Below are 25,331 nucleotides of genomic sequence, written 5' to 3'. Positions count from 1 at the left end.
GGCCCAAGCCGGCGGCTTCCTCCCGGAGCCACTCGTGCAACAACCATCGAAAACCATCGGCATCCTCGCCGTCACCCAGATCGTCTCCTGGGGCTCGCTGTACTATGCCTTTACCATTCTGGCACCCGGCATCCAGCGTGATCTTGGCCTCTCGCCCGAACTGGTATTCGGTGCATTCTCCTGGAGCCTGCTTGTTGCCGGCCTGGTAGCGACGCCAGCAGGCGTGCTAATTGACCGCTACGGCGGCCGCTATGTGATGGCGACAGGCTCGCTCGTATGTGCGATTGGACTGGCCTGGCTTAGCAGCTCTACTGGCGTGGTTTCCTTCTATTGTGGATGGACCCTCGTAGGCATTGCGATGACGTTCACGCTGTACGAAGCGGCTTTCGCGACGATCAACCGCAAGCTTGAGACTGGATCGAGGCAGGCGATTTCGACCCTGACGCTGTTTGGCGGCTTTGCCAGCACGCTTTTTTGGCCGCTTACCGCCATGCTCGATACCATGCTCGGATGGCGCGAGACCTACCTGTGGTATGGGGTCATTCAGCTCGCCGTCTGCTTGCCGCTGCATGTATGGCTCGGCGCAGATCCTGTGCAGAAACGCCATGAGACTTCCAATCATGTATCCCGGGGTTACACGTTGGCTCAGGCATTGCGCCATCCTGCGTTCTGGGCGCTCGCATCGGCATTTTCACTCAACACTTTCATTTTCTCGGCAATGGCGGTCCACCTGATTCCGCTGCTGGAGCGCTTGGGTCAAAGTACTTCGATGGCAATCTTGCTGGCCACACTGATCGGTCCGATGCAGGTGGCCGGCCGTGTAGCAGAAATGACGCTTGCACGAGATACGGCGCCGCAAACAGTCGGCACGCTAACGTTCTCGATGCTGCCCGCTGCGCTGCTGCTGCTTACGCTATTCGGCTCCCTGGCCTGGATCGTCGTTGTGTTCTGCATCCTGTATGGCCTGAGTAACGGCATCCTGACGATCGTGCGAGGTTCGATTCCGCAGGCCTTGTTCGGCCGGGAGAATTACGGAGCAATTTCCGGAGCCATGGCCGGCCCTTCGCTGCTCTCGAAAGCCGCCGGGCCGTTCGCCGCGGCAGCGTTGCTGCGCTATGAGGGAGGGACCACCACGCTGCTCTGCCTCCTGCTGGCCATGTCCATCGCCTCGCTCGCCTTTTACCTGCGAGCGGTGAGCACAGAACGCCAGTTGTCGCCGGCAAAAGCTTTTGACAAGCCTACGGTCTGAGGACTATTCTCCATTCGCCAAACTACGAATGAACTCGATGTCTACTTCCTGCTGTCCCTCCAGTCCTTCCGATTCGCCTGCTGCTGAAATCGATATCGATGACCTGGCACGCCTGTGCAAGGCGTTGTCGCACCCAGCACGTGTACAGTTGCTGAGACACCTGATCAATCACGGCGAGTGCTATTTCGGAAGCTTGGCCGATGTCCTGCCGCTCGCCCCGTCCACGATTTCGCAACATGTCACCATCTTGAAAGAAGCCGGTCTTATCGAGGGCTCTTCAGACGTGCAGCGGGTCTGTTATTGCGTGAATCGGGAGCGGTTACAGGCGCTCAAACGCATGATCGGCGTGCTTTAATGAATCGCCCCGGGTTTTGTAGCGCGGCCGACATCCCCAGCGTCCCGGCTGCGCCCTTGAAGCTGCCCTTGCGCACGACCTCGACCAGGACCCGCAGGTCGCCATTCTCGATTTGACTATTCACGGATCGCGTTCCATAAAGCCACGCTCCGCCCGATCATAAACGCCGCGTTTTCTTGCTAAGCTGAGCGCCGATACCCTACCTACCGGAGCCAGTCATGCAGCAGCAACCTCAGCAAGCGCAGCAAGCGCAGCAACAGCGGCACAGGATCGCCGTGATCGCCGGCGACGGCATTGGCAAGGAAGTCATGCCCGAGGGCTTGCGCGCGCTGGAAGCGGCCGCCAGGCGCTTCGGTATCGCGCTGGAGTTCGTCCACTTCGACTGGGCCAGCTGCGACTACTACCTCGCCCACGGCCAGATGATGCCGGACGACTGGAAGCAGCAGCTGGCCGCGTGCGAGGCGATCTTCTTCGGCGCGGTCGGCTGGCCCGACACGGTGCCCGACCACATCTCGCTCTGGGGCTCGCTGCTGAAGTTCCGGCGCGAGTTCGACCAGTACGTGAACCTGCGCCCGGTGCGCCTGATGCCCGGCGTGCCCTGCCCGCTCGCGAACAAGGGGCCGGGCGACATCGACTTCTACGTCGTGCGCGAGAATACGGAAGGCGAGTACTCGGCGGTGGGCGGGCGCATGTTCGAAGGCACCGAGCGCGAGCTGGTGCTGCAGGAAGCGGTGTTCACCCGCCACGGCACCGACCGCATCCTGCGCTACGCCTTCGCACTGGCGCAGCGCCGCCCGAAGAAGCACCTGACCGCGGCCACCAAGTCGAACGGCATCGCGATCTCGATGCCCTATTGGGACGAGCGGGTGGCGGCAATCGGAGATGACTATCCGGACGTGCGATGGGACAAGTACCACGTCGACATCCTGGCCGCCCGCTTCGTGCTTTCGCCGGAACGCTTCGACGTGGTGGTGGCGTCGAACCTGTTCGGCGACATCCTGTCGGACCTGGGCCCGGCCTGCGCCGGCACGATCGGCATCGCGCCTTCCGCCAACCTGAATCCCGAGCGCCGCTTTCCTTCCCTGTTCGAGCCGGTCCACGGTTCGGCGCCCGATATCTACGGGAAGAACATCGCCAATCCGGTCGCCATGGTGTGGTCGGGCGCGATGCTGCTGGAATTCCTCGGCTACCGCGAGGCGCACGACGCGCTGCTGCGGGCGATCGAGTGGTGCCTGGTGCAGGGCCCGCGCACACCGGACATGGGCGGCACGGCCAGCACGACCGAGGTCGGACGGGCGATCGCGGAACGCCTCGCGCAAGCCTAGGCGGGCCGCCACGCCTTTCTTCTTGCACATGTCACCGTTTGTATGAGAATGTCCCCCCTTTGTAGGGGCTGTGCTTTCTGACAAGCACTCTTATACAATTCCGGCTGGAGGAAAACATGAGCATGTACCGAGTGATGTTGGTGGAAGACGATGCGCGCCTGGCCGAGCTCGTCACCGAATACCTGTCCGGCTACGAATTCACGGTCGACCTGGTGGGCCGCGGCGACCAGGCGCTGGAGCGCTTCCGCGCGCTCACGCCCGACGTCGTCGTGCTCGACCTGATGCTGCCCGGCCTGGACGGCATGGTGGTCTGCCGCCAGATCCGCGAAATGTCGGAAGTGCCGATCCTGATCCTGACCGCGCGCGAGGATTCCTACGATGAAGTCTCCGGCCTGGAACAGGGCGCCGACGACTTCGTCAACAAGCCGGTGCAGCCGCGGGTGCTGCTGGCGCGCCTGCGCGCCCTGATGCGGCGCACCGCCCAGGCCAAGGGCAGCGACGCGCGCGTGCTGCAGTTCGGCGCCCTGCGCATCGTGACCACCGACCGCAGCGTGATGTGGCGCGGCGAACCCTGCGTGCTGTCGAACACGGAATACAAGCTGCTGCTGGTGCTGGCCGAAGCGGCCGGCCGCGTGCTGTCGCGCGATGCGCTGCTCAAGAAGATGCGCGGGATCGAGTTCGATGGCCTCGACCGCAGCATCGACAACTGCATCTCCAAGCTGCGCCGCAAGTTCGAGGATGCCGAGTCCGAGAAGATCAAGACGGTGTGGGGAGAAGGCTATCTGTTTTCGCCTTCGGCCTGGAACTGAAGAGGAAGTCGTTCCTTTCGGATCACCCGTGACTGTCATGCGCTGACGATCGCTACCCTGCCAAGCCTGGACGCCTGGCGCGACATCCCGCCGGGCCGATGATTTTCCGGTTTTCATGCAGCCTGGCAACCGGTCCGCTTTCACATCGATGCACGTCTGATGAACCGCGACGGTTCAATCATCGCTGCGCATTCGGATGGCAGCGATGGCAAGGCGTTTATTTCGCTGCTGAAATAACACTTAAGAAAGCATTACCAGCAGAAAATTTTTCTCTCAGAAAAGTGAACTCGCGCAATTTCCTACGCTCAAAGTTTCGCATTCACTTTTTAAAGAGGAAACAAGCTGATGAACACTGCCGTCCATCCTGCCCCGCCAGGCCGCGCTCGCACCCTGCTCTGCTGCAGCGCCGCCGTCCTGCTGGCCGCCCTCGGTGCCAGCGTCCAGGCCGTCGACTACGCCGCGCCGCATACCGGCACCGTGGCCGCCGCCACCAGCACCGTCGATGCGGTCTCCGAACTCTACCGTAACCTGCTCGGCCGCGAGCCCGACAGCGCCGGCCTGGCCTACTGGGTGGGCCTGGTCAACCAGGGCCTGCCGCTGGACAGCGTGCGCGCCGCCCTGGTCGGCAGCCAGGAATACGCCAACCGCACGGCCTCCACCGCCCCTGTGTCCTTCTACCACCTGTACGTGTCCACCACCGGCTCGGACGCCAACCCGGGCACCCAGGCACGTCCGTTCAGGACCGTCGGCAAGGCCGCGTCGGTGGCCAGGGCCAGTACCACCGTGCACGTGGCGCCGGGCACCTACAAGGGCAACGTGAGCACCAGGACCAGCGGCACCGCCACCGGTCCGATCCGCTTCGTGTCCGACACCAGATGGGGCGCGAAGATCGTCGGCAGCGGCACCGAGGTCATGTGGCTGAACAGCGGCAGCCACGTCGAGATCAACGGCTTCGACATCAGCGGCCCGGGCCGCCTCGGGATCCAGAACATGGGCTCGAACACGCTGGTCACCAACAACCGCGTCCACCACATCGCCGTCTCCGGCGGCTGCACGGGCAGCGGTGGCGCCGGCATCGTCAACGCCAACTACAGCAGCGCGGCCGGCGACATCGTCGGCAACGTGGTGCACGACATCGGCAAGCCGGGCGGCTGCAATGGCGTGCAGGGCATCTACTCGTCCAACAAGGACAGCAAGATCCTGAACAACATCGTCTACCGCGCCTCGGCCTACGGCATCCACCTATGGCATGCGGCGACCGATTCGGCCATCGCCAACAACACCGTGTTCGCCAACGGATCGAGCGGCATGGGCGGCGGCATCGTTACCGGCGTGGGCGACAAGCCGGGCAACATCCAGCTGAAGAACACGATGGTGGTGAATAACATCGTGGTCCGGAACCCGCGCCGGGGCATCGCGCAGTACTGCTATTCGGGCCAGAACTGCATCGGTTCGGGCAATGTCACCGCAAACAACCTGGTCTATGGCAATGGCTCGGCGATCGCGCTGCGCGTGGGCAGCGCCACCGGCACGGTCAACGCGGATCCGCAGTTCGTCAGCTACAACCCGGCCGGCAATGGCGACTACCGCCTGCAAAGCGGCTCCCCGGCCGTGAACAAGGGCATCAAGACCTCCGCCCCGCCCACGGACATCGCCGGTATGCCGCGTCCGAAAGGCGGCGCGTGGGACATCGGCGCCTACGAGAGCTACTGAGCCAAAAAGGGAAAGGCGGCGCGCTACTCGAACAGCGGCACGATCGCCAGCGGCGCGCTGTAGGTGACCAGCTGGGCGCGCTCGCTGCCGAAGCGGTAGTTCACCACCGGGAAGTCGGCATCGGCGTCGCCGGCAAAGGCTGCGCCCTGGGCCACCGGCAGCGCCGCCTCGCCATCCAGGCGACGCAGCCTGACGGTGGTGTCGCTGCCCTTCTTCGGGAATACCAGGCGCACTCCCACGCACTGGCGGCTGCGCGCGCCGGCATCGGTGTGGCGGGCAAAGTCCAGCGCCTGCTGGCAGGCGGCGCGCAGGTCGGCCGCCTCGTAAGTATTGTCCGCCTGCGTTGCAATGCCGACCCGGGCGCGCAGCGCGAAGGGGCCGATGGGGCGGTTCGGCGCCAGCACGGCGTTCTCGTCGTAGGCCGTCTTGATCAGCGGTAGCACGCCGCGTCCGAGCGCATCGAAAGCAAGGCTGGTCTGGACCGTCTTGCCCTTCAGGATCAGCTGCACGCCCTCGCCCAGCACGCCTTTCTCGCGCGGCAGCAGCTGCAGCTGGTTCTGCAGCAGGGTCTTGGCCCCGCCATACTTCTCGAACACGACCACGGCCCGGTAGGCGTCGCGGTAGCTTGCCCATTCCGCGCCCGGCACCTGCACCTGCGCGTGCGCCTGCGCCGCGGCCAGGCTGGCCGTGGCGAGGAAGCATGCGCAGGTGGTGACGTGGGCGAAGCGCATCATCAGAAGCGGTAGGCGATGGCGGTCGAAACCGTCAGGTTGGTGGACCGCTCGACGAGCGGGCTATGGCGCGCGTCACCGGCCAGGCGGGACAGGTGCGCGCTCGACGTCAGCATCCAGGACGGCGACAGCGCCCAGTTCCAGCGCGCGCCGACGTACACGTCCTTCAGGCCACCGTCCGGGCGGTAGACGCGGTTGCCACTGGCCAGGGCCTGGGCCGGGCTGACGCCGAAATAGCTCTGCTGGTAGGCGCGGTTGGCGAAGCCCAGGCCGGCGCTCAGCGACACGCTGTGATGCGGCGCGAGCGCCATCGCCAGGCGCTGGATGCCGAGCGCCGCGCGCACGCCGTTGCGGTCGTTGCCGGCGCCGGCCAGCAGGCTGCTGGTCAGGCGCCATTCCGGCGCCAGGTAGTAATTGAAGAAGGCGCCGGCTTCCGGGCGCATGCGGATCTCGTCCATGCCGGCCAGCGGATTGTCCGACTCATAGGTGCGTACCGAACTCGGCAGGAAGGGCTTGGCGCTGCCCTCGACCCCGTCCAGGCGTCCGCCCGTGCCCGACTCGGTGCGGCGCGGATGCAGGGCCAGCAGCGGGCCGTATTCGACCAGCGGGCTGGCCGACAGGTGCATCCCGGCGCTCATGCCCGAGACGAAGATCCCGTTGCTCCACTGGATCTGCAGGACCGGCAGCGCCGCCGTCCGGCTGCTATCCGCCCCTTCGTAGCGCGGGCCCGACACGACGCCCAGCCCCGCATACATGTCGCGGCTGCCATCGGGCATCGGGTTGGTGGTCGGCGTCTGTGCGCTTGCAGCGCTGCCCGAGACAGCCAGGACCAGGGCGAATAGCTTTTTCATGTCTTTCACAATCGGAGTTCGGCATCCCGATATTTTACGTCGAGCAAGCTGAACACTCACGAATTGTTACTGCAAGGTACGTTCTTCGCGAATAAATTCCACCGGCGCTTCGCTGCGGTCGACGATGACCAGGTGGGACGGATACACGATTGCCATGGTGCACAGGATGCCAGGACCGGGGACGGTGTCGACATGCACCACATGGAGCTTGCCGTCACGAAAATCAACGGAACGGATCGCCGTACTGCGGCAGCCATCCGGCTGGGCGCCGCGGAACACGCCAATTACCATCTGGCGCGTGAAATCGACCTTTGGCAGCGCGGCGTCACGGCCCGCATGTTCCGCCCACAGGGCAGCCCATGCCGCTTCGTCGCGCACCACGACATTGCGCTGCGCAAGCACCTGGGTGCGCAGGTTCGGCTCGACGGTCGTGAAGTTGGCGAAGTCGGACACGATTCTCCGGAACACGAGCCTGGCGTCGGACCGCGGCAGCGCCACCACGCGCATCGGCTGGGTCACCACGGCCGGGCATGGCGCCATCGGCGACGGGTGGCGCAACGCGTACTCGACCAGCAGCTGGCCTGCGTGGACGCCGGCATGCACGACGTCGAAGCCGCCGCAACCGGCCCTGCCCTCGCCGGCGAAGACGGCCACCAGCATGTGCTGGCTGAAGTCGACCGGCGGCGCGGCGCGGCTTGCGCCATGCTCGGCCCACAGCCCAGCCCAGGCGGCGGCATCCTTGACCACGACTTCGCGCGGCGCCTTGATATTCGACGCATCCTCGCTGGCCACGGTCCGGAACGGCACCGGGCTGCCGTCCGGCGGCAGGAAATCGACCCGCTCCACCTTGTGGCTGGCGCCCAGGCCAAGGTCGGCCCGCTCCAGGTTGTTCAGCACCGTATCGAACAGCGGGCGCAGGCTGGCGTCGCTGCAGCCGATGCGCGGCCCGGCGATCGTGCCGGCGGCGCTGCACAGCAGCGCCTGCGGGCTTGCACCCAGCAGTTGCTGGCCGTAGGCGTTGTCGGCGCAATCGCCGGCGCGGTCCCACAGCACGTATTTGCTGTCGATGACATACAGCCGGTTGCGGGTCGTGGCGCAGGAGGCTTCCCTGGCCATCCTGATGTACTCGGAAACGACCGGCACGCCGCCATGCGGCTCGCCGACGGTGATGCCCTGCCCGGCCTGCTGGTTGCGCATGGTGCCGGCCATGCCGCCCTCGCCGCCGCCACAGGCGACCGCGCCTACCATGGCGATGCCCGCCATTGCCACCAGGGCGAAAGCGCGTACGGACTTGTTCATGTTCTCGTTCTCCACGCTGGGGCGGCATCGTCGGGCGACGGCACCGATCGATTCCTTGGAATAAAAAAACCCGCCGACACTCGCATATCAGGCGGGCAAACGGAAAACCAGAATGACCTGATGTAGGAACATGGTAGGGATTCCGGGCCGCGGATTCCCCCTCCAACTGTCGAGGAATTGTCTACAATTTGTAAGGCATTCACGCTGGGCGGTTGCTCCTATACAATGCCGGCCAAGGAGACACTATGTATGTAGCAGTCCGTAACCGCCAGTCATGCAGGATGGGTACGTGAACCGGATCTTCTTCCGCTTCTTCGTGCTGGTCATGCTGTCGATCACGGCGGCTACCTTCGTGATTTACTTCGCCTTCAGCCGCTTGTTCGGGGATCCGCTCGAGGACATCGCACGCCGCCAGGCGGCGGCCCAGATCTTCCTGCTCGAGCAGTACGTGGACGAAGCCCCGCCGGACGACTGGCTGACGCGCCTGAACAACGTGCGCGTGGTGTCCAGCGTGCGCTACGACCTGATTCCGCTGGCCGAAGCCAGGGCCGCGCTGCCCAGCGGCCGCCGCGCCCAGCTCGACCGCGGCGAGATCGTACTCGACCCGGCCAGCCGCAGCTTCTACCGCCGGGTCGACCTGGAAGGCGAGCGCTACATCGGCAGCCACGAAGAGGTGCTGCACGCCCGCAACCTGCCGGTCGACATCGGGCAAGCCCTCAAGATGGAAGCGCTGCGCTACGTGATCGTGGCGGTGGCACTCCTGGTGCCGATCGCGCTGTGGTCGCGCGCGCACTGGCAGGGCCTGCAGTCCTTGTCGCGCGTAGCCGACGCGTTCGGCAGCGGCAAGCTGACCGCGCGTTCACAGATGAAACCATCGGCCAGCATCTATCCGCTGGCCGAGCGCATCAACCACATGGCCGACCGCATCGAAGACCTGCTGGAAGCGCAAAAAAGCCTGCTGCACTCGGTGTCGCACGAACTGCGCACCCCGATCGCGCGCCTGGAATTCGGCCTGGAACTGCTGGATGCGCGCGCCAAGAACCCGGACCTGAGCAAGCGCGTGCGCGCCATGGAAGGCGACTTGCGCGAGCTGAATTCCCTGGTCAACGAACTGCTCGACATGAGCAAGCTCGACAGCGCACGCAAGCTGCAGGCCGAGCCGGTCGGGCTGGCCGCGGTGCTGCAGGAATGCACCGGCATGCTGCCGCCCTCCCCGCACCGGCTCGAATACGCGCTGGACGCGTCTCTGGGCGAGATCGAGGCCGACCGCCGCCTGCTGGCGCGCGCCGTCTGCAACCTGCTGCGCAATGCCCAGAAATATGCGTCCAGCCGCATCCTGCTGGCCGCCAGCCACAGCGGCGGCCAGGCCGAGATCACGGTGGACGACGACGGTCCCGGCATTCCTGAAGAAGAGCGCGACCGCATCTTCGATCCCTTCTACCGGCTCGACCGCAGCCGCGACCGCGCCACTGGCGGCTTCGGCCTGGGCCTGTCGATCGCGCGCAAGGCCGTGGCCCTGCACGGCGGCACCCTGCATGCGACGGGTTCGCCGCTAGGGGGTGCGCGCTTCGTGATCACCCTGCCCGCCTGAGCGCGACAGGCGCGACAGCAGCGTCATGTTGCGAATGGAAGAAGAACGAAGGCGCCGGCGGCCCTGCCCTAGCGTGCGGCGGCTGGCGCCTGGCGCCTGGCGGGATAGCGCTCCACCGGCTCGGATTCGGGGCGCACGTGGGTGGCCGCGTACCATAAGTGTTCCCACCAGTGTTCGCGCGAGTGCACGGTCACCAGGCAGGCCTTGTCGATGGCGCCCTTGAACAGCGGATCGGGGCACTGGTTCGTCAGCAGGGCGTAGCGCTGGTTCTCGGCATTGACGAGGGCAATGCCGAGCCAGATGGCGAGTCCCGCGCAGAAGACCGCGAGCGACCACGCGATGTGGTTCACGCGGCTGGTCTCGAACAGGTCGTCCTCGTTGGGACGGGACCTGTCGTACATCTTGAGGACTTCGCGCTCGACGTCCTTGCTCATTTGGTGGCGGCCGCCTTCTTGACGAGCGCATCCATCACCTGGGTGGTGGCCTGGATTGCCTGGCCCATGTCCTGCAGCTTGTTGGCGGTGCCCACCTGGGAAGGCGACACCACGTACTTGCCGTCGATGATGATGGTCGGAGTGCTGCTGACCTTGTAGTTGTTGGCCAGCTGGCCGAGGCGGCGCAGCTTGGTGGTCACGCCGAACGAGTTCCAGGTTTCCATGAACTTGGCGCGGTCCAGGCCATTCTTGACCGCCCACTCGATGATCTGGTCATCCTTCATCAGGCGCTGGCGCTGCCCGTGCACGGCCTGGAACACGCGCGAATGGTACTGCTCCAGCTTGCCCATCGCTTCGAGCGTCAGGAACAGGTGCGCTTCCGGATCGGCATTGCCCTGGAACGGCAGGTGCACGCGGCGCATCACGATGTTGTCGCCCTGCTTCCTGACCCACTGGTTCAGGCTCGGCTCGAGCGCATTGCAGGCCGGGCAATGGTAGGCGAAGAATTCGATGACCTCGACCTTCTTGCCCGCTGCCTGTACCGGCTGCGGCGCACTCAGGGTCTGGTAGTCGACGCCGTTCTTCGGATCGGTAGGCGATGCGAAGGCGGTACTGGCGACCATGGTGGCGGCGATGAGGGCAAAACGCAGGGAACGCATGGATATCCTTCCAGAATAGAGTAAGCAAACGCCGCGAGATTACCACTTTTTCGCGCCGCCTTCGTGGTGAGGCAGGGAATTTTGCATTTGCTTACGGAATTAACAGGGGCGATGCATGCGGTGACATGGCGCGCGCGAACCAAGACATAGAATCGCGGCAGCACCAATGCGGATCATTCGCTCCCGCCCTGGCGCGGCCGGCGCCGCCGCACCTCTTCCAGCGCCTCGCACAGGCGCGCCGCGCCGTCCATCGTACGCGGGCCAGGACGCGAGAGCAGTTCCCCGTCCACGGTCAGGAGGTTGGCGCGCTTCACCGCCGTCATGCCCGGATAGGCCTGCCACAGACCCAGGCCGGGATCGCCCGGGTCGTAGCGCTTGTCGGCCAGGATCGCTTCCGGGTCGGCCGCCAGCACCGCCTCGATGCCGACCTGGGGTGCCACCGCCTTGAGCGCGCCGAACACGTTGCGCCCGCCACAGACGCGGATCGCATCGCTGGCGATCTGGGCATCGTTGAGGGTGTACAGCGGCTGGTCCCAGACCTGGTAGAACACCGTCACCGGCGGGCGTCCGGCATAGCGCGCCTGCAGCGCGGCCAGGCGCGCGCGCAGCGCCGCCGCGGCCGGGGCCGCCACCGGCCCGGTGCCCAGCAGCCGGCCGAGCCGCTCGATGTTGTCGGCCACCTGGGCGATGCGGCGTGGCTCGCTGTGGAACACTGGCACCCCCAGCGCCTCGATCTGGGCGATCTGGCGCGCCGTGTTCCCGGTATGCCAGACCACGACCAGGTCGGGCTTCAGGGCCAGCACCCGTTCCATGTCGATCACGCTATTGCTGCCGATGAGCGGGATCTTCCTGGCCGCGGCCGGGAAGTCGCTGTAGTTCATCGCCCCGACGACCCGCGCGCCGCCCCCGGCCGCGAACAGCAGTTCGGTGGCGTGCGGCGCCATCGAGATCACGCGCCGCGCCGGCTGCGCCACGGTGACGCGGCGGCCGGCATCGTCCACCACGGTCACCGCGGCCCCGGCCGCGCTGCCGGCCAGGCCGGCCAGCAACGCGGCGGCGAGGAGTCGGGACGCGCGCATCAGAAGTCGTAGCGCAGCGACAGCTTCAGCTGACGGCCATCGCTCGGGTAGATCCCCGAACGGCAGCCGAAGGCGTTGCTGTAGTACTGGCGGTCGGCCAGGTTGAGCGCGGTGACGGCGGCTTCCCAGCCTCCCACGCGGTAGGCGTAACGGGCGTCGAAGGTGGCGTAGGACGGAATCCGCGCACCGCAGTCGTTGGCGAAATCGCTGCCGTAGCGCTGGCTATCGACCCACTGGGCGCCGATGTCGGCGCTGTGGCCGCCGGCGGGCGTCCAGGCGGCGCGCAGCGTGACCACGTTCTCCGGCACCAGCACCATCTCGCGGCCGGCGTTCGCGCCGCCGGTGAATTCGGCGCCCACCCGCTGCCACTTGGCACTCAGGCGCAGCGCCGCGGTCAGCGCCTGCTGCCCTTCCAGCTCGAAGCCCTGGCGGCGGGTCGGGTCGAGGTTGGTGTTGGCGCCCCAGCCGATGGTCGGATCGTAGAAGATCTCGTCGCTCAGGCGGTGGCGGAACACGCGCGCCGTCAGCTGGCGCGCGGCCGAACCGGCGGTCACGCCCAGCTCGAGGTCGCGCGAGACCTGCGGCGCCAGCACGTCCGGTGCGCCGCGCAGGCTGTTCTCGTCGACGTTGGCGATCCGGTAGCTGCGCCCCAGTTTCGCGAACACGGTCAGCTGCGGCATCGGGTCGATGCTGCCTTCGAGCGACCAGGCATTGACCGACTGCCTGCGATGCTCGTTCACCACCGGTGGATAGGCCAGCGGGTCGGAATAGTCCTTGGTGAAGCGTTCGTGGCGGCCACCAAAGGCCAGGCGCGCCTGGTGCGCGGCATTCCACAGCAGTTCGTTGCGCAGGTAGACCGCCTGCGCGTCCTGCGCGGCGTCGCCGAGCGAGAAGTCGGACCTGGTCTGGCGCTTCCAGCGCACCAGGTCGATGCCGGCCACCAGTTCGTTGCGCTTGTCGCCGATGAGCGCCGTGTGGCGCGCGCGTGGAGAAAACTGGGTCTGGCTGGCGTCGTACGCCACCCGCGTGACGCCGCCGGTGTAGAAGTAGCTGGCGCCGACCTCGCGCTCGCGGCGCGACAGTTCGGCGGCCAGCTCGACCTGGCCGATGCGGTGCTCGACGAAGGCGCTGACGCGGTCGGTGTCGAGGTTGCCGACATCGTCCGGCGTCAGGGTCTGGCGCGGATTGGCCAGGAATTGCGCTTCATTGAGCGAGCCGGGGAAGCGCGCATCCTGCTCCGCATGCTCGAAGCGCAGGCCGGCACGGCCGGCGCCATGGCGGTACTGGACGCCGCCGCTCGCGCTCTTCTGCTTGAACGCGTTGTTGTCGCGGTAGTTGTCGGTGCCGCGGTCGGCCAGGGCCAGGTCGAAGGACAGCGGGCCGGCGCCATGGCCGAGCGAGGCGCGCAGGTCGTGGGAATCATGGCGGCCGCCCTCGGCGAACAGCGAACCGTGGGTGCCACCCTGGGTGCCGCGGCGCGTGATGATGTTGATCACGCCGCCGGTGGCGCCTTCGCCCCACAAGACGCTGCCGGCGCCGCGCACGATCTCGATGCGCTCGACCGTGTCCACCGGAATGCTCGACAGGACGGCATTGGCCAGTTCGTTCTCGTTGAGGCGCACGCCGTCGACCAGGATCACCAGGTTCTGGGGGCTGTTCGAACCGAAGCCGCGCAGGTCGAGCGCGAAGTCGGGCGATCCGTCCAGGCTCTGGCGGCCATAGACGCCGCCGACCTTGCGGATCGCGGCATTGACGTCGGTGGCGCCGGCGCGGCGGATCTCCTCGGCGGTGATGACGGTGGCGCCGATCGGAGCGGCCGCGGCCTGCGCCGGGAAGCGCGCGCCAGTGACGACGATCGGGGGAAGGATTTCCTGCGCCAGGGCATCGGCGGCAAGGACGGACAGCGACAGGGCGCAAGCAAGCGCGAGCGGCTTGAACGCCGGCGCGCTGCGTGAAACGACAGCAGATTTCATTGTAGGAGGTTCTCGGTAATGGCACCGGCCTGCGTCCCCGCACACCGGAGTTCAACGGAAACCGCGGCTGCCAGGAGCGCGCCGCTGCTTCCACCTGTCCTGGCCGGTATCCGGGCTTGCAAGACCGACTGTCCCACCTTCCTATGCACGACGCACAGTGGTGTTCGGGACAGCCTGCCGCATCCAGGGTGGATGCGGCGCTTGTTGACCGTTGCGGGGGCAGCACACCTCGGCGCCGGCGCGATGCGCCTTTGCCTCGTGTTTCCCGTTTAACTGCGCACGCTGATCGCGTGCGCGGGCACCAGAACGGGGCGATTATAACCTGACAAGCCGGCCTTGCGCCGGGCAGGCCGCGGCTGCCTCGGTGGCCTCAGGTGCCGCGCTTGCCGCGCATCGCCTCTTCCGCCTTCAATGCCGCCTTTTCCTCGGCGATACGGGCCTTTTCCGCCATCTCGGCCGCATGCTGGATGAGGGCCGCGGCCCGGGTTTCCGGCGTCTCCAGGCTGATCCGGCCGAGGGCGCCGGTGCGGTAGTCGTGCAGCAGCACGTGGGCCGCCTTTTCGTAGTCGAATTCGCCGCCGCGCACGCGGAAGCCGCGCCGCTGCGCCACCTGCTCGATGACCGCGATGCCGTCCAGGCCCTCGGTCTTGAAGCCATAGCGCGCCGTCAGCAGCTGCGGATAGCGGTCGAGCAGCAGGTTGGCCAGGAACTCCGCCACCTCCTCCTCGATCAGCGCATTCGAGCCGACCGCATGGCTGGCGGCCAGCATCATGCCGTCGCCCGCCATCGCGATCTTCGGCCACAGCATGCCCGGGGTATCGACCAGCACCGTGTGCTTGCCGAGATAGAGCTTCTGCTGGATCTTGGTCACGGCCGGCTCGTCGCCCACCTTGGCCACCCGCTTCTTGAGCAGGGCATTCATCAGGGTCGACTTGCCGACGTTCGGAATGCCCATGATCATGATGCGCAGTGGCTTGGTCGGCACCCCGCGGTGCGGCGCCAGCGACTGGCAGAGCGCGGGGATGCGCGCCACGTCGGCCGGGTGCTTGGTCGACATCGGATAGGCGGTCACGCCCTGCTGGGCTTCGTAATACGCCTTCCAGGCCGCGGTGGCGGCCGGGTCGGCCAGGTCGGTCTTGTTCAGGATTTTCAGGCAGGGACGCTGGCGGAACTTGCGCAGCTCCTCCACCATCGGGTTGCAGCTCGCCTCGGGCAGGCGGGCGTCGAGCACTTCGATCACCAGGTCGGTGTTCTCCATCTGCTCGGCGGCTTCCTTCTTGGCCGCATTCATGTGCCCCGGGAACCATTGTATCGACATGCTGTGCTTTCTTCGTCTTCAGTCAGGCCGCTATTTTACGCCGAGCGCGGACACCGTAAACAACCACAGGCGGCAAGGAGGAATTCATTGATGCTCAGCAACATCTGGCTGGCGCAGCGGCGCACACTGGCGCACTTGTGCATTGCCGCGACCTGGAGCGCCACCATGCGAATCGCCGTTCACCTTCCCCCGAAACGCGCGCTGGCGCGCTGGTGCGTGTTCGGCGCCTTGTGCGGCATGGTCCTGGCCGCCTGCTTCATCGGGCGCTTTCCGCTGCTGCAGGGCTAGGCTCTACTCCTCATTCGAGCTCGGCCAGCGCCTTCAGGTGCGCCACCACGCTGCGGCCCAGCGCCGATAGCGCATAGCCGCCCTCCAGGCAGCTGACGATGCGTCCGCGCGCGTGCTGGCGCGCCACCTCCATCAGCTGGCGCGTGATCCAGGCATAGTCGCTTTCGACCAGCCCGATGCCGCCCATGTCGTCCTCGCGGTGGCCGTCGAAGCCGGCCGACACGAAGATCATCTGCGGCCGGTGTGCGTGCATGGCCGGCAGCCAGTAGTCCTGCACCAGCTTGCGCACCGTGTCGCCGTCGGCGAGCGCGGGCACCGGCATGTTGACGTTGGTGGCGCTGACCGGTTCCGGGTCGCAGTAGGGATAGAAGGGATGCTGGAACAGCCCGGCCATCAATACCCGCGGATCGTGGCGGAAGGCATCCACGGTGCCATTACCGTTGTGAACGTCGAAGTCGACGATCGCCACCCGCTCCAGTCCATGCACTTCCAGCGCGTGGCGCGCCGCGATGGCGACATTGTTGAACAGGCAGAAGCCCATCGGCGACGTGGGGGTCGCGTGGTGGCCGGGCGGGCGCACGGCGCAGAACGCGTTGTCCAGTTCGCCCGCGATGACGGCGTCGGTGGCGGCCACCGCGGCCCCGGCCGCGCGCAGCGCTGCCTGGTAGCTGTCGTGGCACAGGATGGTGTCGCCGTCGAGCGGATAGTAGTCGCCGGCCGCTGGCACGTTGTCGCGCACCAGCGCCAGCGCGCCGGGCGTGTGGTTGCGCAGCACGGCGGCCGTCTCGGCCAGCGGGGCGCTGCGCTGCTCGATCAGGCCGTCCAGGCGCGCCAGGATCAGCTGGTCCTCGATCGCGCGCAGGCGGTCCGGCGCCTCGGGGTGCCAGTCGCCCATCTCGTGCTTCAGGCAGTCGGGGTGGCTGTAGATTGCTGTACTCATCTTGCGAATGCTCATCCATAGCGCACCTTTGCTGCCGTTCTCGCATAGAATCGACCCAAAGGCTTGTTGCCGACGGAGTATGAAGGTTGCCAATGGCGCTAATCTACCATGGGACCCCGCCTTCGCACCGAACAGTTTACCGGAACCCAACCATGTTCAATCAACTGCATGCCGTCGCGCGCCAGGTCAGCCAGGTCGTGGTAGGCAAGGACCAGCAGGTACGCCTGGCCCTGACCTGCCTGCTGGCGGGCGGCCACCTGCTGCTCGAGGACCTGCCCGGGGTCGGCAAGACCACGCTGGCCCACGCGCTGGCGATCTCGCTCGGGCTGAAGTTCAACCGGGTCCAGTTCACCAGCGACCTGCTGCCGGCCGACGTGGCCGGCATCTCGGTGTACGAACGCGAGACAAACGGCTTCGTGTTCCACCCGGGCCCGATCTTCACCCAGGTGCTGCTGGCCGACGAGATCAACCGCGCCACGCCCAAGACCCAGTCCGGCCTGCTCGAAGCGATGGAGGAGCGCCAGGTCAGCGCCGACGGCGTCACCCGCGCCCTGCCCGAACCCTTCTTCGTGATCGCAACCCAGAACCCGGCCAACCAGGTCGGCACCTTCCCGCTGCCGGAATCCCAGCTCGACCGCTTCCTGATGTGCCTGTCGCTGGGCTATCCGGACGCCGCGGCCGAACGTGCCCTCCTGATGGGCGAGGACCGGCGCGCGATGCTGCGCCAGCTGGCGCCGGCAATGCAGCCGGAGCAGCTGGCCCAGGCCCAGCGCGCGCTGAAGGACATCCACGCGTCGCCGGCATTGATCACCTACGTGCAGGCGCTGGCCCAGGCCTCGCGCCAGAACGGCCTGTTCGCCGAAGGCCTGTCGCCGCGCGCCGCGATCGCGCTGCTGCAGGCGGGGCGCGCCTGGGCCGCGCTCGAGGGGCGTGACCACGTGATCCCGGAAGACATCCAGGCGCTGCTGGTGCCAGTCTGCGCGCACCGCCTGCGTCCCTTGAAGGCCGCGCACGGCCAGGCGCTGGCCAGCCGCGACCTCGTGCTGCAGCTGCAGAAAGCGGTACCGGTCTAGATGGCGGGCACGGCGCGGGCACAGGGAGCCATGCGGGGCAGCCTGCGCGCCTGGTTGCGGCGCACGACCGGCAACTGGCTGCCGCGCCACGGCGCGCTCGATGCGGGCGAAGTGGTGCTGAGCCAGCGCCGCGTGTTCATCCTGCCCACCCGCGCCGGCCTCGGCTTCGCCCTGCTGGTGCTGGTGCTCCTGATCGGCTCGATCAACTACACGCTGGGCCTGGGCTTCGCGCTGAGCTTCCTGGCGCTGTCCTGCGCGCTGGTGGACATGGTCTTCACCTACCGCAACCTGGCCCACCTGGCCCTGCAGCAGGGCCGCACGCCGAGCGTGTTCGCGGGCCAGGAGGCCCAGTTCGAACTGCACATCGCCAACCGCGGCAAGCTGGCGCGCTACGCGGTCTGGGTCGATTTCGCCGGCGCCGCCGAGCCGCGCCACGTGACCGACATCGGCGCCGAGGGCAGCGCCGCGGTGCTGCTGGGCGTGCCCAGCACGGCACGCGGCTGGCTGCAGCCGGAACGGGTGGTGCTGTCCACCCGCTTCCCGCTCGGGCTGTTCCGCGCCTGGAGCTACTGGCGGCCGGCGGCGCGGGCCCTGGTCTATCCGCGTCCGGAAGAAGGCGGGCCGCCGCTGCCGCTGCAGGCCGATGCCCAGGCCGGCGCCAACGGACGCGTGGCCGGCCAGGACGACTTCGCCGGCGTGCGCAGCTACCAGGCCGGCGACTCGCCGCGCCAGCTGGCCTGGCGCCAGATTGCGCGCCTCGCCCCAAGCCTCGGCGGCCAGCTCGTCACCAAGCATTTCGAGGGCGGCGCGGGCGACGAACTGGTGCTCGACTTCGCCCGGCTGCCGCCCGGGCTCGACCTCGAGCTGCGCCTGTCGCGCATGACGCGCTGGGTACTGGATGCCGAGCAGCGCGCCCTGCCCTACGCCTTCCGCCTGGGCGCCGTGCACTACGAGGCCGGCCACGGCGCCGCCCACCAGGCCGCCTGCCTGCGCGCGCTGGCCCTGTACGGCAGCGCGGAGCCGGCATGAGTATCCTGCGTTCGCTGCCGCGCGACAAGGCCGATACCCTGCTGCTGCTGGGCAGCGTGGTAATGGTGCTGGCGCCGCACGCGGCCCACCTGCCGCCCTGGGTCACGCTGCTGTGCGCGGCCACGCTGGCCTGGCGCGCCGTGGTCACGCTGCGCGGCCGGCGCATGCCGCCGGCGCTGCTGCTGCTGCCGGTGGCGGTGGCGGCGATGGTGGGCGTGCAGTTCAGCTACCAGACCCTGCTCGGGCGCGACGCCGGGGTCGCCATGCTGGTGCTGCTGGTGGCCTTCAAGATGCTCGAGATGCACGCCCGGCGCGACCTGTACGTGGTGATCTTCCTGTGCTTCTTCCTGGTGCTGAGCAACTTCTTCTATGCGCAGGGAATCGGCAGCGCGCTGCTGATGGTGGCCGCGGTGCTGGCCCTGCTCACCACCCAGATTTCCTTCGGCTTCACCGGCAAGGTGCCGCCGCTGCGCGCGCGCCTGGCGCTGGGCGCGCGCATGCTGCTGCTGGCGGCGCCGATCGCGGTGCTGCTGTTCTTCGTGTTCCCGCGCCTGGGCGGGCCCCTGTGGGGCATGCCGGGCGGCGGCGGTGGCGGCGGCAGGTCGGGCCTGTCCGAGCGCATGGCGCCGGGGCAGCTGTCGAACCTGGCGATGTCGGGCGAGCCGGCGTTCCGGGTGCGCTTTCTTGACGGGGAGGCCGCGCCGGCGCGCGAGCAGCTGTACTGGCGCGGCCTGGTGCTCGACGCCTTCGACGGCACCGCCTGGACCCGCGGCGGCTCGATCGCCGCCCGCTCCGGCACCTCGCTCAGCGTGCGCGGCCAGGCCCTGCGCTACGAGATCACGCAGGAGCCGTCCGACGCGCGCTGGCTGTTCACGCTCGAGATGCCGGGCCGCATGCCGCAGCTGGCGGGCTACCGCGTGCGCGCCTCGCACCAGCTCGAACTGAGCACCGAGCGTCCGCTGGCGCAGCGGGTGCGCTATGCGATGCAGTCCTATCCGGACTATGCGCTCGATGGACAGGAGGCGCTGGAGGACCCGAACCAGTGGCTGCTGCTCCCCTACGGCTACAACCCGCGGGCGCTGGCGGCCGGCCTGGCGCTGCGCCGCGAAGCGGAGCCGGCGCGCCGGGTGGAGGCGGTATTGCGCCAGTTCCGCGAGCAGCCCTTCAGCTATACGCTGGAGCCGCCGCTGCTCGGGCGCCATTCGGTCGACGAATTCCTGTACGGGACCCGGGCCGGCTTCTGCGAACACTATTCCGGCGCCTTCGTGTTCCTGATGCGCGCGGCCGGCATCCCGGCGCGCGTGGTCACCGGCTACCAGGGCGGCGAGTCCAATCCGCTCGACGGCTACTTCACGGTGCGCCAGTCCGACGCCCACGCCTGGGCCGAGGTGTGGCTGCGCGGGCGCGGCTGGGTACGGGTCGATCCCACCGCCGCGGTGGCGCCGGAACGGGTGCACCGCAACCTGGCCGCCGCCGTGCCGCCGCCGGCGCCCTTCGGCATCGACGCACTGCGCGGCCTGTCCCTGTTCGACGGCGGCGGCAACGCCCTGCTCGGGCGCCTGCGCCATGCACTCGGCGCCGTCAACAACGGCTGGAACCAGTGGGTGCTGAACTACACGCCAGAACGCCAGCGCGGCTTCCTGCAGGCGCTTGGCGCCCAGCTGGCCGGCTGGCCCATTGCCGTGCTGGTCATGACGGCAGGCGCGGTGTTGCTTGTAATCAGGATTTTGTATCTTCGCCGGGAAATGAATCCGGTTGAGGCGGTATACTCGTCGCTGTGCAAGCGCCTGGCCCAGCTCGCGCCTGGTCTGGCACGCGCAGCGGACGAAGGGCCCAGCGCCTACGCGGCCCGGATCGCAGCCACCCGGCAGCTGGCGCCGTCCGCGCTTGCCGCCGCCACCGAGTTCCTGCGCCGCTACAGCGCTTGGCGCTATGCGCCTTCCCAGCCCGGCCCGCCGCTCCGGCGCGACCGGCAACTGGCCGCCGTCCTGAAGAGTCTATTGTCGCAAGTAAGATGAAAGCTATCCTTCCCCTGTTTGCCGCGCTGGCACTGGCCCTTGCCCCCACCGGGCAGGCCGCCGCCGCAAAGGAAACGCCTGCCCGCAGCGTGTCAGGCAAGGCCTCCAAGCCAGCCAAGGCCGCCAAGGCCAAGGCCGCCGGAAAAAAGGCCAGGGCCTCCGGCAAGCGCGCCGCCACATCCGGCAAGGCCGTGAAGGCCGCCACCAGGATCGACTACGATGGCGAACACCATAATTTCCTCGAATGGGAAGCGGTACGCGCCTTCATCGACGAGATGGGCAGCCGCCACGGCTTCGAGCGCACCGCGCTGGAGACGCTGTTCGGCCAGGCCCGCTTCATCGATTCGGCGGTGCAGCTGGTCAAGCCGGCGCCGCCGGGCAAGCCGAAGAACTGGCAGGTCTACCGCACCCGCTTCATCGAACCGATCCGGATCGCGGCCGGCGTGCGCTTCTGGGATGAACATGCCCAGGCCCTCGAGCGCGCCGAGGCCGCGTATGGCGTGCCGGCCGAAGTCATCGTCGGCATCATCGGCGTGGAAACCATCTATGGCCGCGATACCGGCAAGTTCCGCGTGCTGGACACCCTGGCCACGCTCGCTTTCGCCTATCCGGAAGCGCCGAACCGCGCCGGCCGCATGGCCTTCTTCCGCAGCGAACTGGCAAATACCCTGCTGTTCGCGCGCGAGCATGGGGTCGATCCATTCTCACTGCTGGGCTCGTTCGCGGGCGCGATCGGCATGCCCCAGTTCATGCCCGGCAGTATCCTCAACTATGGCGTGGACTTCGACCAGGATGGCCAGCTCGACCTGCGCAACTCGGCCGAGGATGCGATCGGCAGCGTGGCCAATTTCCTGGTCAAGCATGGCTGGAACCCGGAACACAAGGGCAGCCCGGTGTACCCGGCCGAGGTCTCGCCGAGCCGCGCCTGGGAACCCCTGCTCGAGCGCGGCCTGGCGGCCACGCTGACGCCGGAAGAGCTGCGCACGGCAGGCGTGGAGAGCGCCGAAGCGCTGCCGCCGCAAGGCCTGTATGGCGTGGTCGACCTGCAGAACGGCGCCGACCCTACCGAGTACTGGGTGGTAAACGATAACTTTTTTGCCATCACAAAGTACAATCGAAGTTATTTTTATGCCATGTCGGTGGTAGAACTAGGTCGGGCGGTGCGTACCGCGCGCGCTGGTTAAGCATTGCCCGCTGGGAAACTTTGTATCGATTTGTAACGGGTTTCCTACTGCTTCTTGCTGTTTTGCCGGAGCGGCAGCCCTGATACTCCCCTGGGGTATATCCTCCTTTTGGACAGATTCTCTGTAGAAACACCTCGCTGGGCGCCATACCCCCGCATTTCTTGCTTTTTTCTATAGCTTTTTCCATACCGTGCGGCATTCAACCCGGTGTGGCGATACACTCATGCTTAACCAAAAAACAATTATTATTTCAGTGACTTTGTGAGAGAATTGCATTGCGGCTATTGTTGCGATAAGACAACAATACTGATGAGCGTCTTCTGATTGTTATTGCTACTGAGTATCAGATTAGAAATTAGTTGTACAATTGAATAGAAAATGTCGAAACACCGAAGCCTGGAGCCGAGCGCCGCATGGGGCTCCGTCCACATCCAAAAATAGGAATTTGAATCATGACAAACCAAGTCGGGATTGATATGAACAGCGATGCGGAGTCCGATGAACTCCTGCAGTACAACCCGAATCGCCTGCTCGACACCCTGATCGAGAACCTGCGCCTGAAGAACGACGCGGCCCTGTCGCGCGCACTGGAAGTGGCGCCGCCCGTGATCTCCAAGATCCGCCATCACCGCCTGCCGGTCGGCGCATCGCTGCTGATCCGCATGCATGAAGTGAGCGACCTGTCGATCCGCGACCTGCGCTACCTCATGGGCGACCGCCGCGCCAAGTTCCGCATCAGCGACAAGCAGTTCAAGCCAAAAGAAGGCGCCGCCCCAAAAGAGGCGTGATCCGCGGGGCCTTGCGCCCCATGCCTGGCTGCCGCCGATGCGCAGGCTGCGGGTACCCCGCCGCCCTTGCCGCCTTTGCCGCGCTTGCGCTAGCTTGCAGAAAAACAAAAGCCATCCGTCAGGATGGCTTTTTTATGGTGTCTTGCCTGGCCTCAGGCCGGGAACACGCCCGTCGACAGGTAGCGGTCGCCACGGTCGCAGACGACGAACACGATGGTGGCATTTTCCACCGTCTGCGCGATGCGCAGCGCGACTTCGCAGGCGCCGGCCGCCGAAATGCCGCAGAAGATGCCTTCCTCGGCCGCCATGCGGCGCGCCATCTGCTCGGCCGCGGCCTGGCTGACCGGCTCGACCTGGTCCACGCGCGCCTTGTCGTAGATCCTGGGCAGGTAGGCTTCCGGCCACTTGCGGATGCCGGGGATCGAGGAGCCTTCCTCCGGCTGGGCGCCGATGATGCGGATCGCCTCGTTCTGTTCCTTCAAGTAGCGCGACACGCCCATGATGGTGCCGGTGGTGCCCATGGCGCTGACGAAGTGGGTGACCCGGCCTTCGGTATCGCGCCAGATTTCCGGGCCCGTGCTCTCGTAGTGGGCGCGCGGATTGTCCTGGTTGCCGAACTGGTCGAGGATCAGGCCTTCGCCATTCTTCTGCATCTGCTCGGCCAGGTCGCGCGCATACTCCATGCCGCCCGATTTCGGAGTCAGCACGATGCGCGCGCCATAGGCGGCCATGCTCTGGCGGCGCTCGACCGAGAGGTTGTCCGGCATTAAAAGCACCATCTTGTAGCCGCGGATGGCGGCCGCCATCGCCAGCGCGATCCCGGTATTGCCGCTGGTAGCTTCGATCAGGGTATCGCCCGGCTTGATCTGGCCGCGCGCCTCGGCGCCGCGCAGCATGGCCATGGCGGCGCGGTCCTTCACGGAGCCGGCCGGGTTGTTGCCTTCGAGCTTGCCGAGGATGATGTTGTTGCGCGCCGCGGCCTCGGCGCCGGGCAGGCGCACCAGTTGCACCAGCGGGGTGTTGCCGATCGTGTCTTCGATGGTCTTGTAAGCCATTCCTTGCTTTCTCGCGATTCCTAAACCGCTATTCTAATCCGGTCTGCAAGGAGGCGTATTTGCCGGGACCGGTCCGCCGGTCCCGGCATCGCGCAAGGCTCAGCGCTGCGGCAGCGGATAGCTGGCAACGCTGACGTTGCCGTCCCGGTCCACCGCCTGCACGCCGAAGAACACGTTGTCCTTCGACAGGTCGATCGTGGCCTCCTGCACCTTGCCAACCCACTTCGCGCCTTGCCAGTCGCTGGCGGTGGTGTCGCGCCAGACCACGCGGTAGCCGGCCAGGTCCGGCTCGGCGTTCGCCTGCCATACCAGGGTCGAATCGTTGGTCAGCCGGTCGGTGCGCAGCCTGACGTTCTGCGGCGCGCCTGGTGCCAGCGCCAGCGAGGCCAGCGCCGCGGCGTTCACCCGGGTCACCCTGGCGATGTAATCGTAGTCGTTGAACTCGGCCAGGTCGCCGTACACCTTGCCGTTCTCGGTGCGCAGGTCCTGGTGCTGGTGCGCGAAGTCCTCGGCCGGCTCGGTGAAGCGCAGCGCGGCGTAGCCCTGCTCCAGGAAGGGCATGTGGTCGCCGCCGCGCAGGTAGCGGTCGGCGCGATGGATCACCGACACCTTGAAGCCCTTCACGTAGCGCTCGCCCATCTCCTTGGTGTGGCGGGCCAGCTGGCGCGACAGCGAATCGCTGTCGCCGCCGGTGGCCACCAGCTGGCGCACGGCCTCGCTCATTTCCCTGGTGGCCGGGATGCTCTGCGAAAACAGGCGCACCTGCTTGTTGTCCACCTTGCCATTGTCGGCGCGCGAGCTGCCAATGATGTCGTTGGTGAACATGCCGGCCACGTTCAGCTGGTTCTTGCGCGCCTGTTCGGCCCAGTGGCGCGCGCCCAGCAGGCCCTGCTCTTCGGCCGCCACGGTCATGAACACCAGGGTGGCGTCGAACTTGTGCCTGGCCATGACGCAGGCCAGTTCCATCACGGCGGCGGTGCCCGAGGCGTCGTCGTTGGCGCCTGGCGCATCGGCGGTGTAGTTCATCACGTCGCTGACGCGCGAGTCGTAATGGCCGCTGACCACGTACAGGCGGTCCTTCGACGCTTCCTGGGTGCCCGGCAGGGTCGCCACCACGTTGACGATCTCGGTCGGGCGCGAAATGCGCGCCGACACCGGCGCCACGTGGCTGTCGAAGGCCACCTGCAGTGGGGTGCCGGCGCCGCAGCGCTCCATCTCGGCCTTGATCCAGCGCCGCGCGGCGCCGATGCCGCGCGTGTCCGATTCCGTTTCGGACATCGTGTGGCGGGTGCCGAAGCTCACCAGCTTGTTAACGTACGCCTCGATCCGCTTGGGCGAGATCTCGGCGAGGATCCTGTCGATCTGGGGCTGGTGGCGCTTGAGGTCCGGCGCCGCCGGGCCGGCCGGTGCGGCGCCTGCTGCGCCGGCAGTCATGGCGAACAGTGCGGCCAGCAGGGAGGAAGAAATGCGGGCGTGAGGCATGGATACCTTTCTAGTGATGGGAGCGAAACGTCACGCACATCTTCTCATGCGGATTGCGCCATGTCAGTCAATACATGCATGCGCCGCA

23 protein-coding genes and 1 riboswitch are annotated in these 25,331 nt (G+C 66.9%); of the genes, 12 read left to right on the top strand and 11 right to left on the bottom strand.

The features are described from left to right. Positions 1–34: 34 nt before the first annotated feature. The 5 genes from LCI23_RS10680 to LCI23_RS10660 all read left to right on the top strand — a co-directional run bounded on the left by LCI23_RS10680 (position 35) and on the right by LCI23_RS10660 (position 5,451). Positions 35–1,249: an MFS transporter gene (locus tag LCI23_RS10680; protein WP_224946440.1), complete on the top strand. Its 1,215-nt coding sequence runs from the start codon at positions 35–37 to the stop codon at positions 1,247–1,249. A gap of 37 nt (positions 1,250–1,286) precedes the next feature. Further along, on the top strand, positions 1,287–1,604 hold the full coding sequence (locus LCI23_RS10675; protein WP_224946439.1) for a helix-turn-helix transcriptional regulator: 318 nt from the start codon (positions 1,287–1,289) through the stop codon (positions 1,602–1,604). Between the two features lie 218 nt (positions 1,605–1,822). Next, on the top strand, positions 1,823–2,929 hold the full coding sequence (locus LCI23_RS10670; RefSeq protein WP_224946438.1) for a tartrate dehydrogenase: 1,107 nt from the start codon (positions 1,823–1,825) through the stop codon (positions 2,927–2,929). A gap of 104 nt (positions 2,930–3,033) precedes the next feature. Continuing rightward, positions 3,034–3,738: a response regulator gene (locus tag LCI23_RS10665; protein ID WP_374041165.1), complete on the top strand. Its 705-nt coding sequence runs from the start codon at positions 3,034–3,036 to the stop codon at positions 3,736–3,738. A gap of 345 nt (positions 3,739–4,083) precedes the next feature. Beyond that, positions 4,084–5,451: a choice-of-anchor Q domain-containing protein gene (locus LCI23_RS10660; RefSeq protein ID WP_224946436.1), complete on the top strand. Its 1,368-nt coding sequence runs from the start codon at positions 4,084–4,086 to the stop codon at positions 5,449–5,451. A 23-nt stretch (positions 5,452–5,474) separates the two neighbouring features. Here LCI23_RS10660 and LCI23_RS10655 read toward each other — a convergent pair whose 3' ends face one another. The 3 genes from LCI23_RS10655 to LCI23_RS10645 all read right to left on the bottom strand — a co-directional run bounded on the left by LCI23_RS10655 (position 5,475) and on the right by LCI23_RS10645 (position 8,332). Continuing rightward, positions 5,475–6,185, bottom strand: coding sequence for a hypothetical protein (locus LCI23_RS10655; protein ID WP_224946435.1), 711 nt, complete (start codon positions 6,183–6,185; stop codon positions 5,475–5,477). Then, a complete protein-coding gene (locus LCI23_RS10650; RefSeq protein ID WP_224946434.1) occupies positions 6,185–7,033 on the bottom strand; it encodes a MipA/OmpV family protein in 849 nt (282 codons plus the stop codon). The genes LCI23_RS10655 and LCI23_RS10650 overlap by 1 nt, the downstream gene beginning before the upstream one ends. Before the next feature lie 66 nt (positions 7,034–7,099). Continuing rightward, positions 7,100–8,332, bottom strand: coding sequence for a protease complex subunit PrcB family protein (locus LCI23_RS10645; RefSeq protein WP_224946433.1), 1,233 nt, complete (start codon positions 8,330–8,332; stop codon positions 7,100–7,102). 289 nt (positions 8,333–8,621) lie between these two features. Between LCI23_RS10645 and LCI23_RS10640 the strand changes: the two genes are divergently transcribed. Next, positions 8,622–9,923: an ATP-binding protein gene (locus LCI23_RS10640; protein WP_224946432.1), complete on the top strand. Its 1,302-nt coding sequence runs from the start codon at positions 8,622–8,624 to the stop codon at positions 9,921–9,923. Positions 9,924–9,991: 68 nt separating this feature from the next. On the opposite strand, the gene LCI23_RS10635 is transcribed toward LCI23_RS10640, so the two are convergent. The 5 genes from LCI23_RS10635 to ylqF all read right to left on the bottom strand — a co-directional run bounded on the left by LCI23_RS10635 (position 9,992) and on the right by ylqF (position 15,386). Beyond that, entirely contained in the window at positions 9,992–10,357 is a 366-nt protein-coding gene (locus LCI23_RS10635) for a hypothetical protein (protein ID WP_224946431.1), read from the bottom strand. Then, entirely contained in the window at positions 10,354–11,016 is a 663-nt protein-coding gene (locus LCI23_RS10630; protein WP_224946430.1) for a thiol:disulfide interchange protein DsbA/DsbL, read from the bottom strand. The genes LCI23_RS10635 and LCI23_RS10630 overlap by 4 nt, the downstream gene beginning before the upstream one ends. Before the next feature lie 173 nt (positions 11,017–11,189). Continuing rightward, positions 11,190–12,095, bottom strand: a complete 906-nt coding sequence (locus tag LCI23_RS10625; RefSeq protein ID WP_224946429.1) for a cobalamin-binding protein — start codon at positions 12,093–12,095, stop codon at positions 11,190–11,192. Beyond that, positions 12,095–14,068 carry a TonB-dependent receptor gene (locus LCI23_RS10620; protein ID WP_224946428.1) on the bottom strand — a complete coding sequence of 658 codons (1,974 nt, stop codon included), beginning with the start codon at positions 14,066–14,068 and terminating at the stop codon, positions 12,095–12,097. Before LCI23_RS10620 ends, LCI23_RS10625 begins: the two co-directional genes overlap by 1 nt. Positions 14,069–14,151: 83 nt before the next feature. Next, positions 14,152–14,389, bottom strand: a riboswitch (cobalamin riboswitch). Between the two features lie 49 nt (positions 14,390–14,438). Next, on the bottom strand, positions 14,439–15,386 hold the full coding sequence (gene ylqF / locus LCI23_RS10615) for a ribosome biogenesis GTPase YlqF (RefSeq protein WP_224946427.1): 948 nt from the start codon (positions 15,384–15,386) through the stop codon (positions 14,439–14,441). Positions 15,387–15,476: 90 nt separating this feature from the next. On the opposite strand from ylqF, the gene LCI23_RS10610 reads away from it, so the two are divergent. Further along, on the top strand, positions 15,477–15,674 hold the full coding sequence (locus LCI23_RS10610) for a hypothetical protein (protein ID WP_224946426.1): 198 nt from the start codon (positions 15,477–15,479) through the stop codon (positions 15,672–15,674). A 10-nt stretch (positions 15,675–15,684) separates the two neighbouring features. On the opposite strand, the gene LCI23_RS10605 is transcribed toward LCI23_RS10610, so the two are convergent. Then, positions 15,685–16,614, bottom strand: a complete 930-nt coding sequence (locus LCI23_RS10605; protein WP_224946425.1) for a histone deacetylase family protein — start codon at positions 16,612–16,614, stop codon at positions 15,685–15,687. Between the two features lie 152 nt (positions 16,615–16,766). On the opposite strand from LCI23_RS10605, the gene LCI23_RS10600 reads away from it, so the two are divergent. The 5 genes from LCI23_RS10600 to LCI23_RS10580 all read left to right on the top strand — a co-directional run bounded on the left by LCI23_RS10600 (position 16,767) and on the right by LCI23_RS10580 (position 22,706). After that, positions 16,767–17,687, top strand: coding sequence for a MoxR family ATPase (locus LCI23_RS10600; RefSeq protein ID WP_224946424.1), 921 nt, complete (start codon positions 16,767–16,769; stop codon positions 17,685–17,687). A gap of 30 nt (positions 17,688–17,717) precedes the next feature. Further along, complete coding sequence (locus LCI23_RS10595) at positions 17,718–18,716, top strand: DUF58 domain-containing protein (protein ID WP_224946423.1); 999 nt, start codon at positions 17,718–17,720, stop codon at positions 18,714–18,716. Continuing rightward, positions 18,713–20,734, top strand: a complete 2,022-nt coding sequence (locus LCI23_RS10590) for a DUF3488 and transglutaminase-like domain-containing protein (RefSeq protein WP_224946422.1) — start codon at positions 18,713–18,715, stop codon at positions 20,732–20,734. The genes LCI23_RS10595 and LCI23_RS10590 overlap by 4 nt, the downstream gene beginning before the upstream one ends. Then, positions 20,731–21,918 (top strand): lytic murein transglycosylase B, encoded by a 1,188-nt coding sequence (mltB, locus tag LCI23_RS10585; RefSeq protein WP_224946421.1) that lies wholly within the window; start codon positions 20,731–20,733, stop codon positions 21,916–21,918. Before LCI23_RS10590 ends, mltB begins: the two co-directional genes overlap by 4 nt. A 452-nt stretch (positions 21,919–22,370) precedes the next feature. Continuing rightward, the gene (locus LCI23_RS10580; protein WP_224946420.1) at positions 22,371–22,706 is read left to right on the top strand and encodes a hypothetical protein; all 336 of its coding nucleotides are present in this window, start codon (positions 22,371–22,373) and stop codon (positions 22,704–22,706) included. 152 nt (positions 22,707–22,858) lie between these two features. On the opposite strand, the gene cysM is transcribed toward LCI23_RS10580, so the two are convergent. Both cysM and LCI23_RS10570 read right to left on the bottom strand, forming a co-directional pair. Beyond that, positions 22,859–23,761: a cysteine synthase CysM gene (gene cysM, locus LCI23_RS10575; RefSeq protein ID WP_224946419.1), complete on the bottom strand. Its 903-nt coding sequence runs from the start codon at positions 23,759–23,761 to the stop codon at positions 22,859–22,861. 99 nt (positions 23,762–23,860) lie between these two features. After that, complete coding sequence (locus LCI23_RS10570; RefSeq protein ID WP_224946418.1) at positions 23,861–25,243, bottom strand: M20/M25/M40 family metallo-hydrolase; 1,383 nt, start codon at positions 25,241–25,243, stop codon at positions 23,861–23,863. Positions 25,244–25,331 lie beyond the last annotated feature (88 nt).

It is taken from the genome of Massilia sp. MS-15, assembly GCF_020176695.1.
Lineage (GTDB): Bacteria > Pseudomonadota > Gammaproteobacteria > Burkholderiales > Burkholderiaceae_D > Telluria > Telluria hydrophila.
This window is presented reverse-complemented; position numbering and strand designations above follow the sequence as displayed.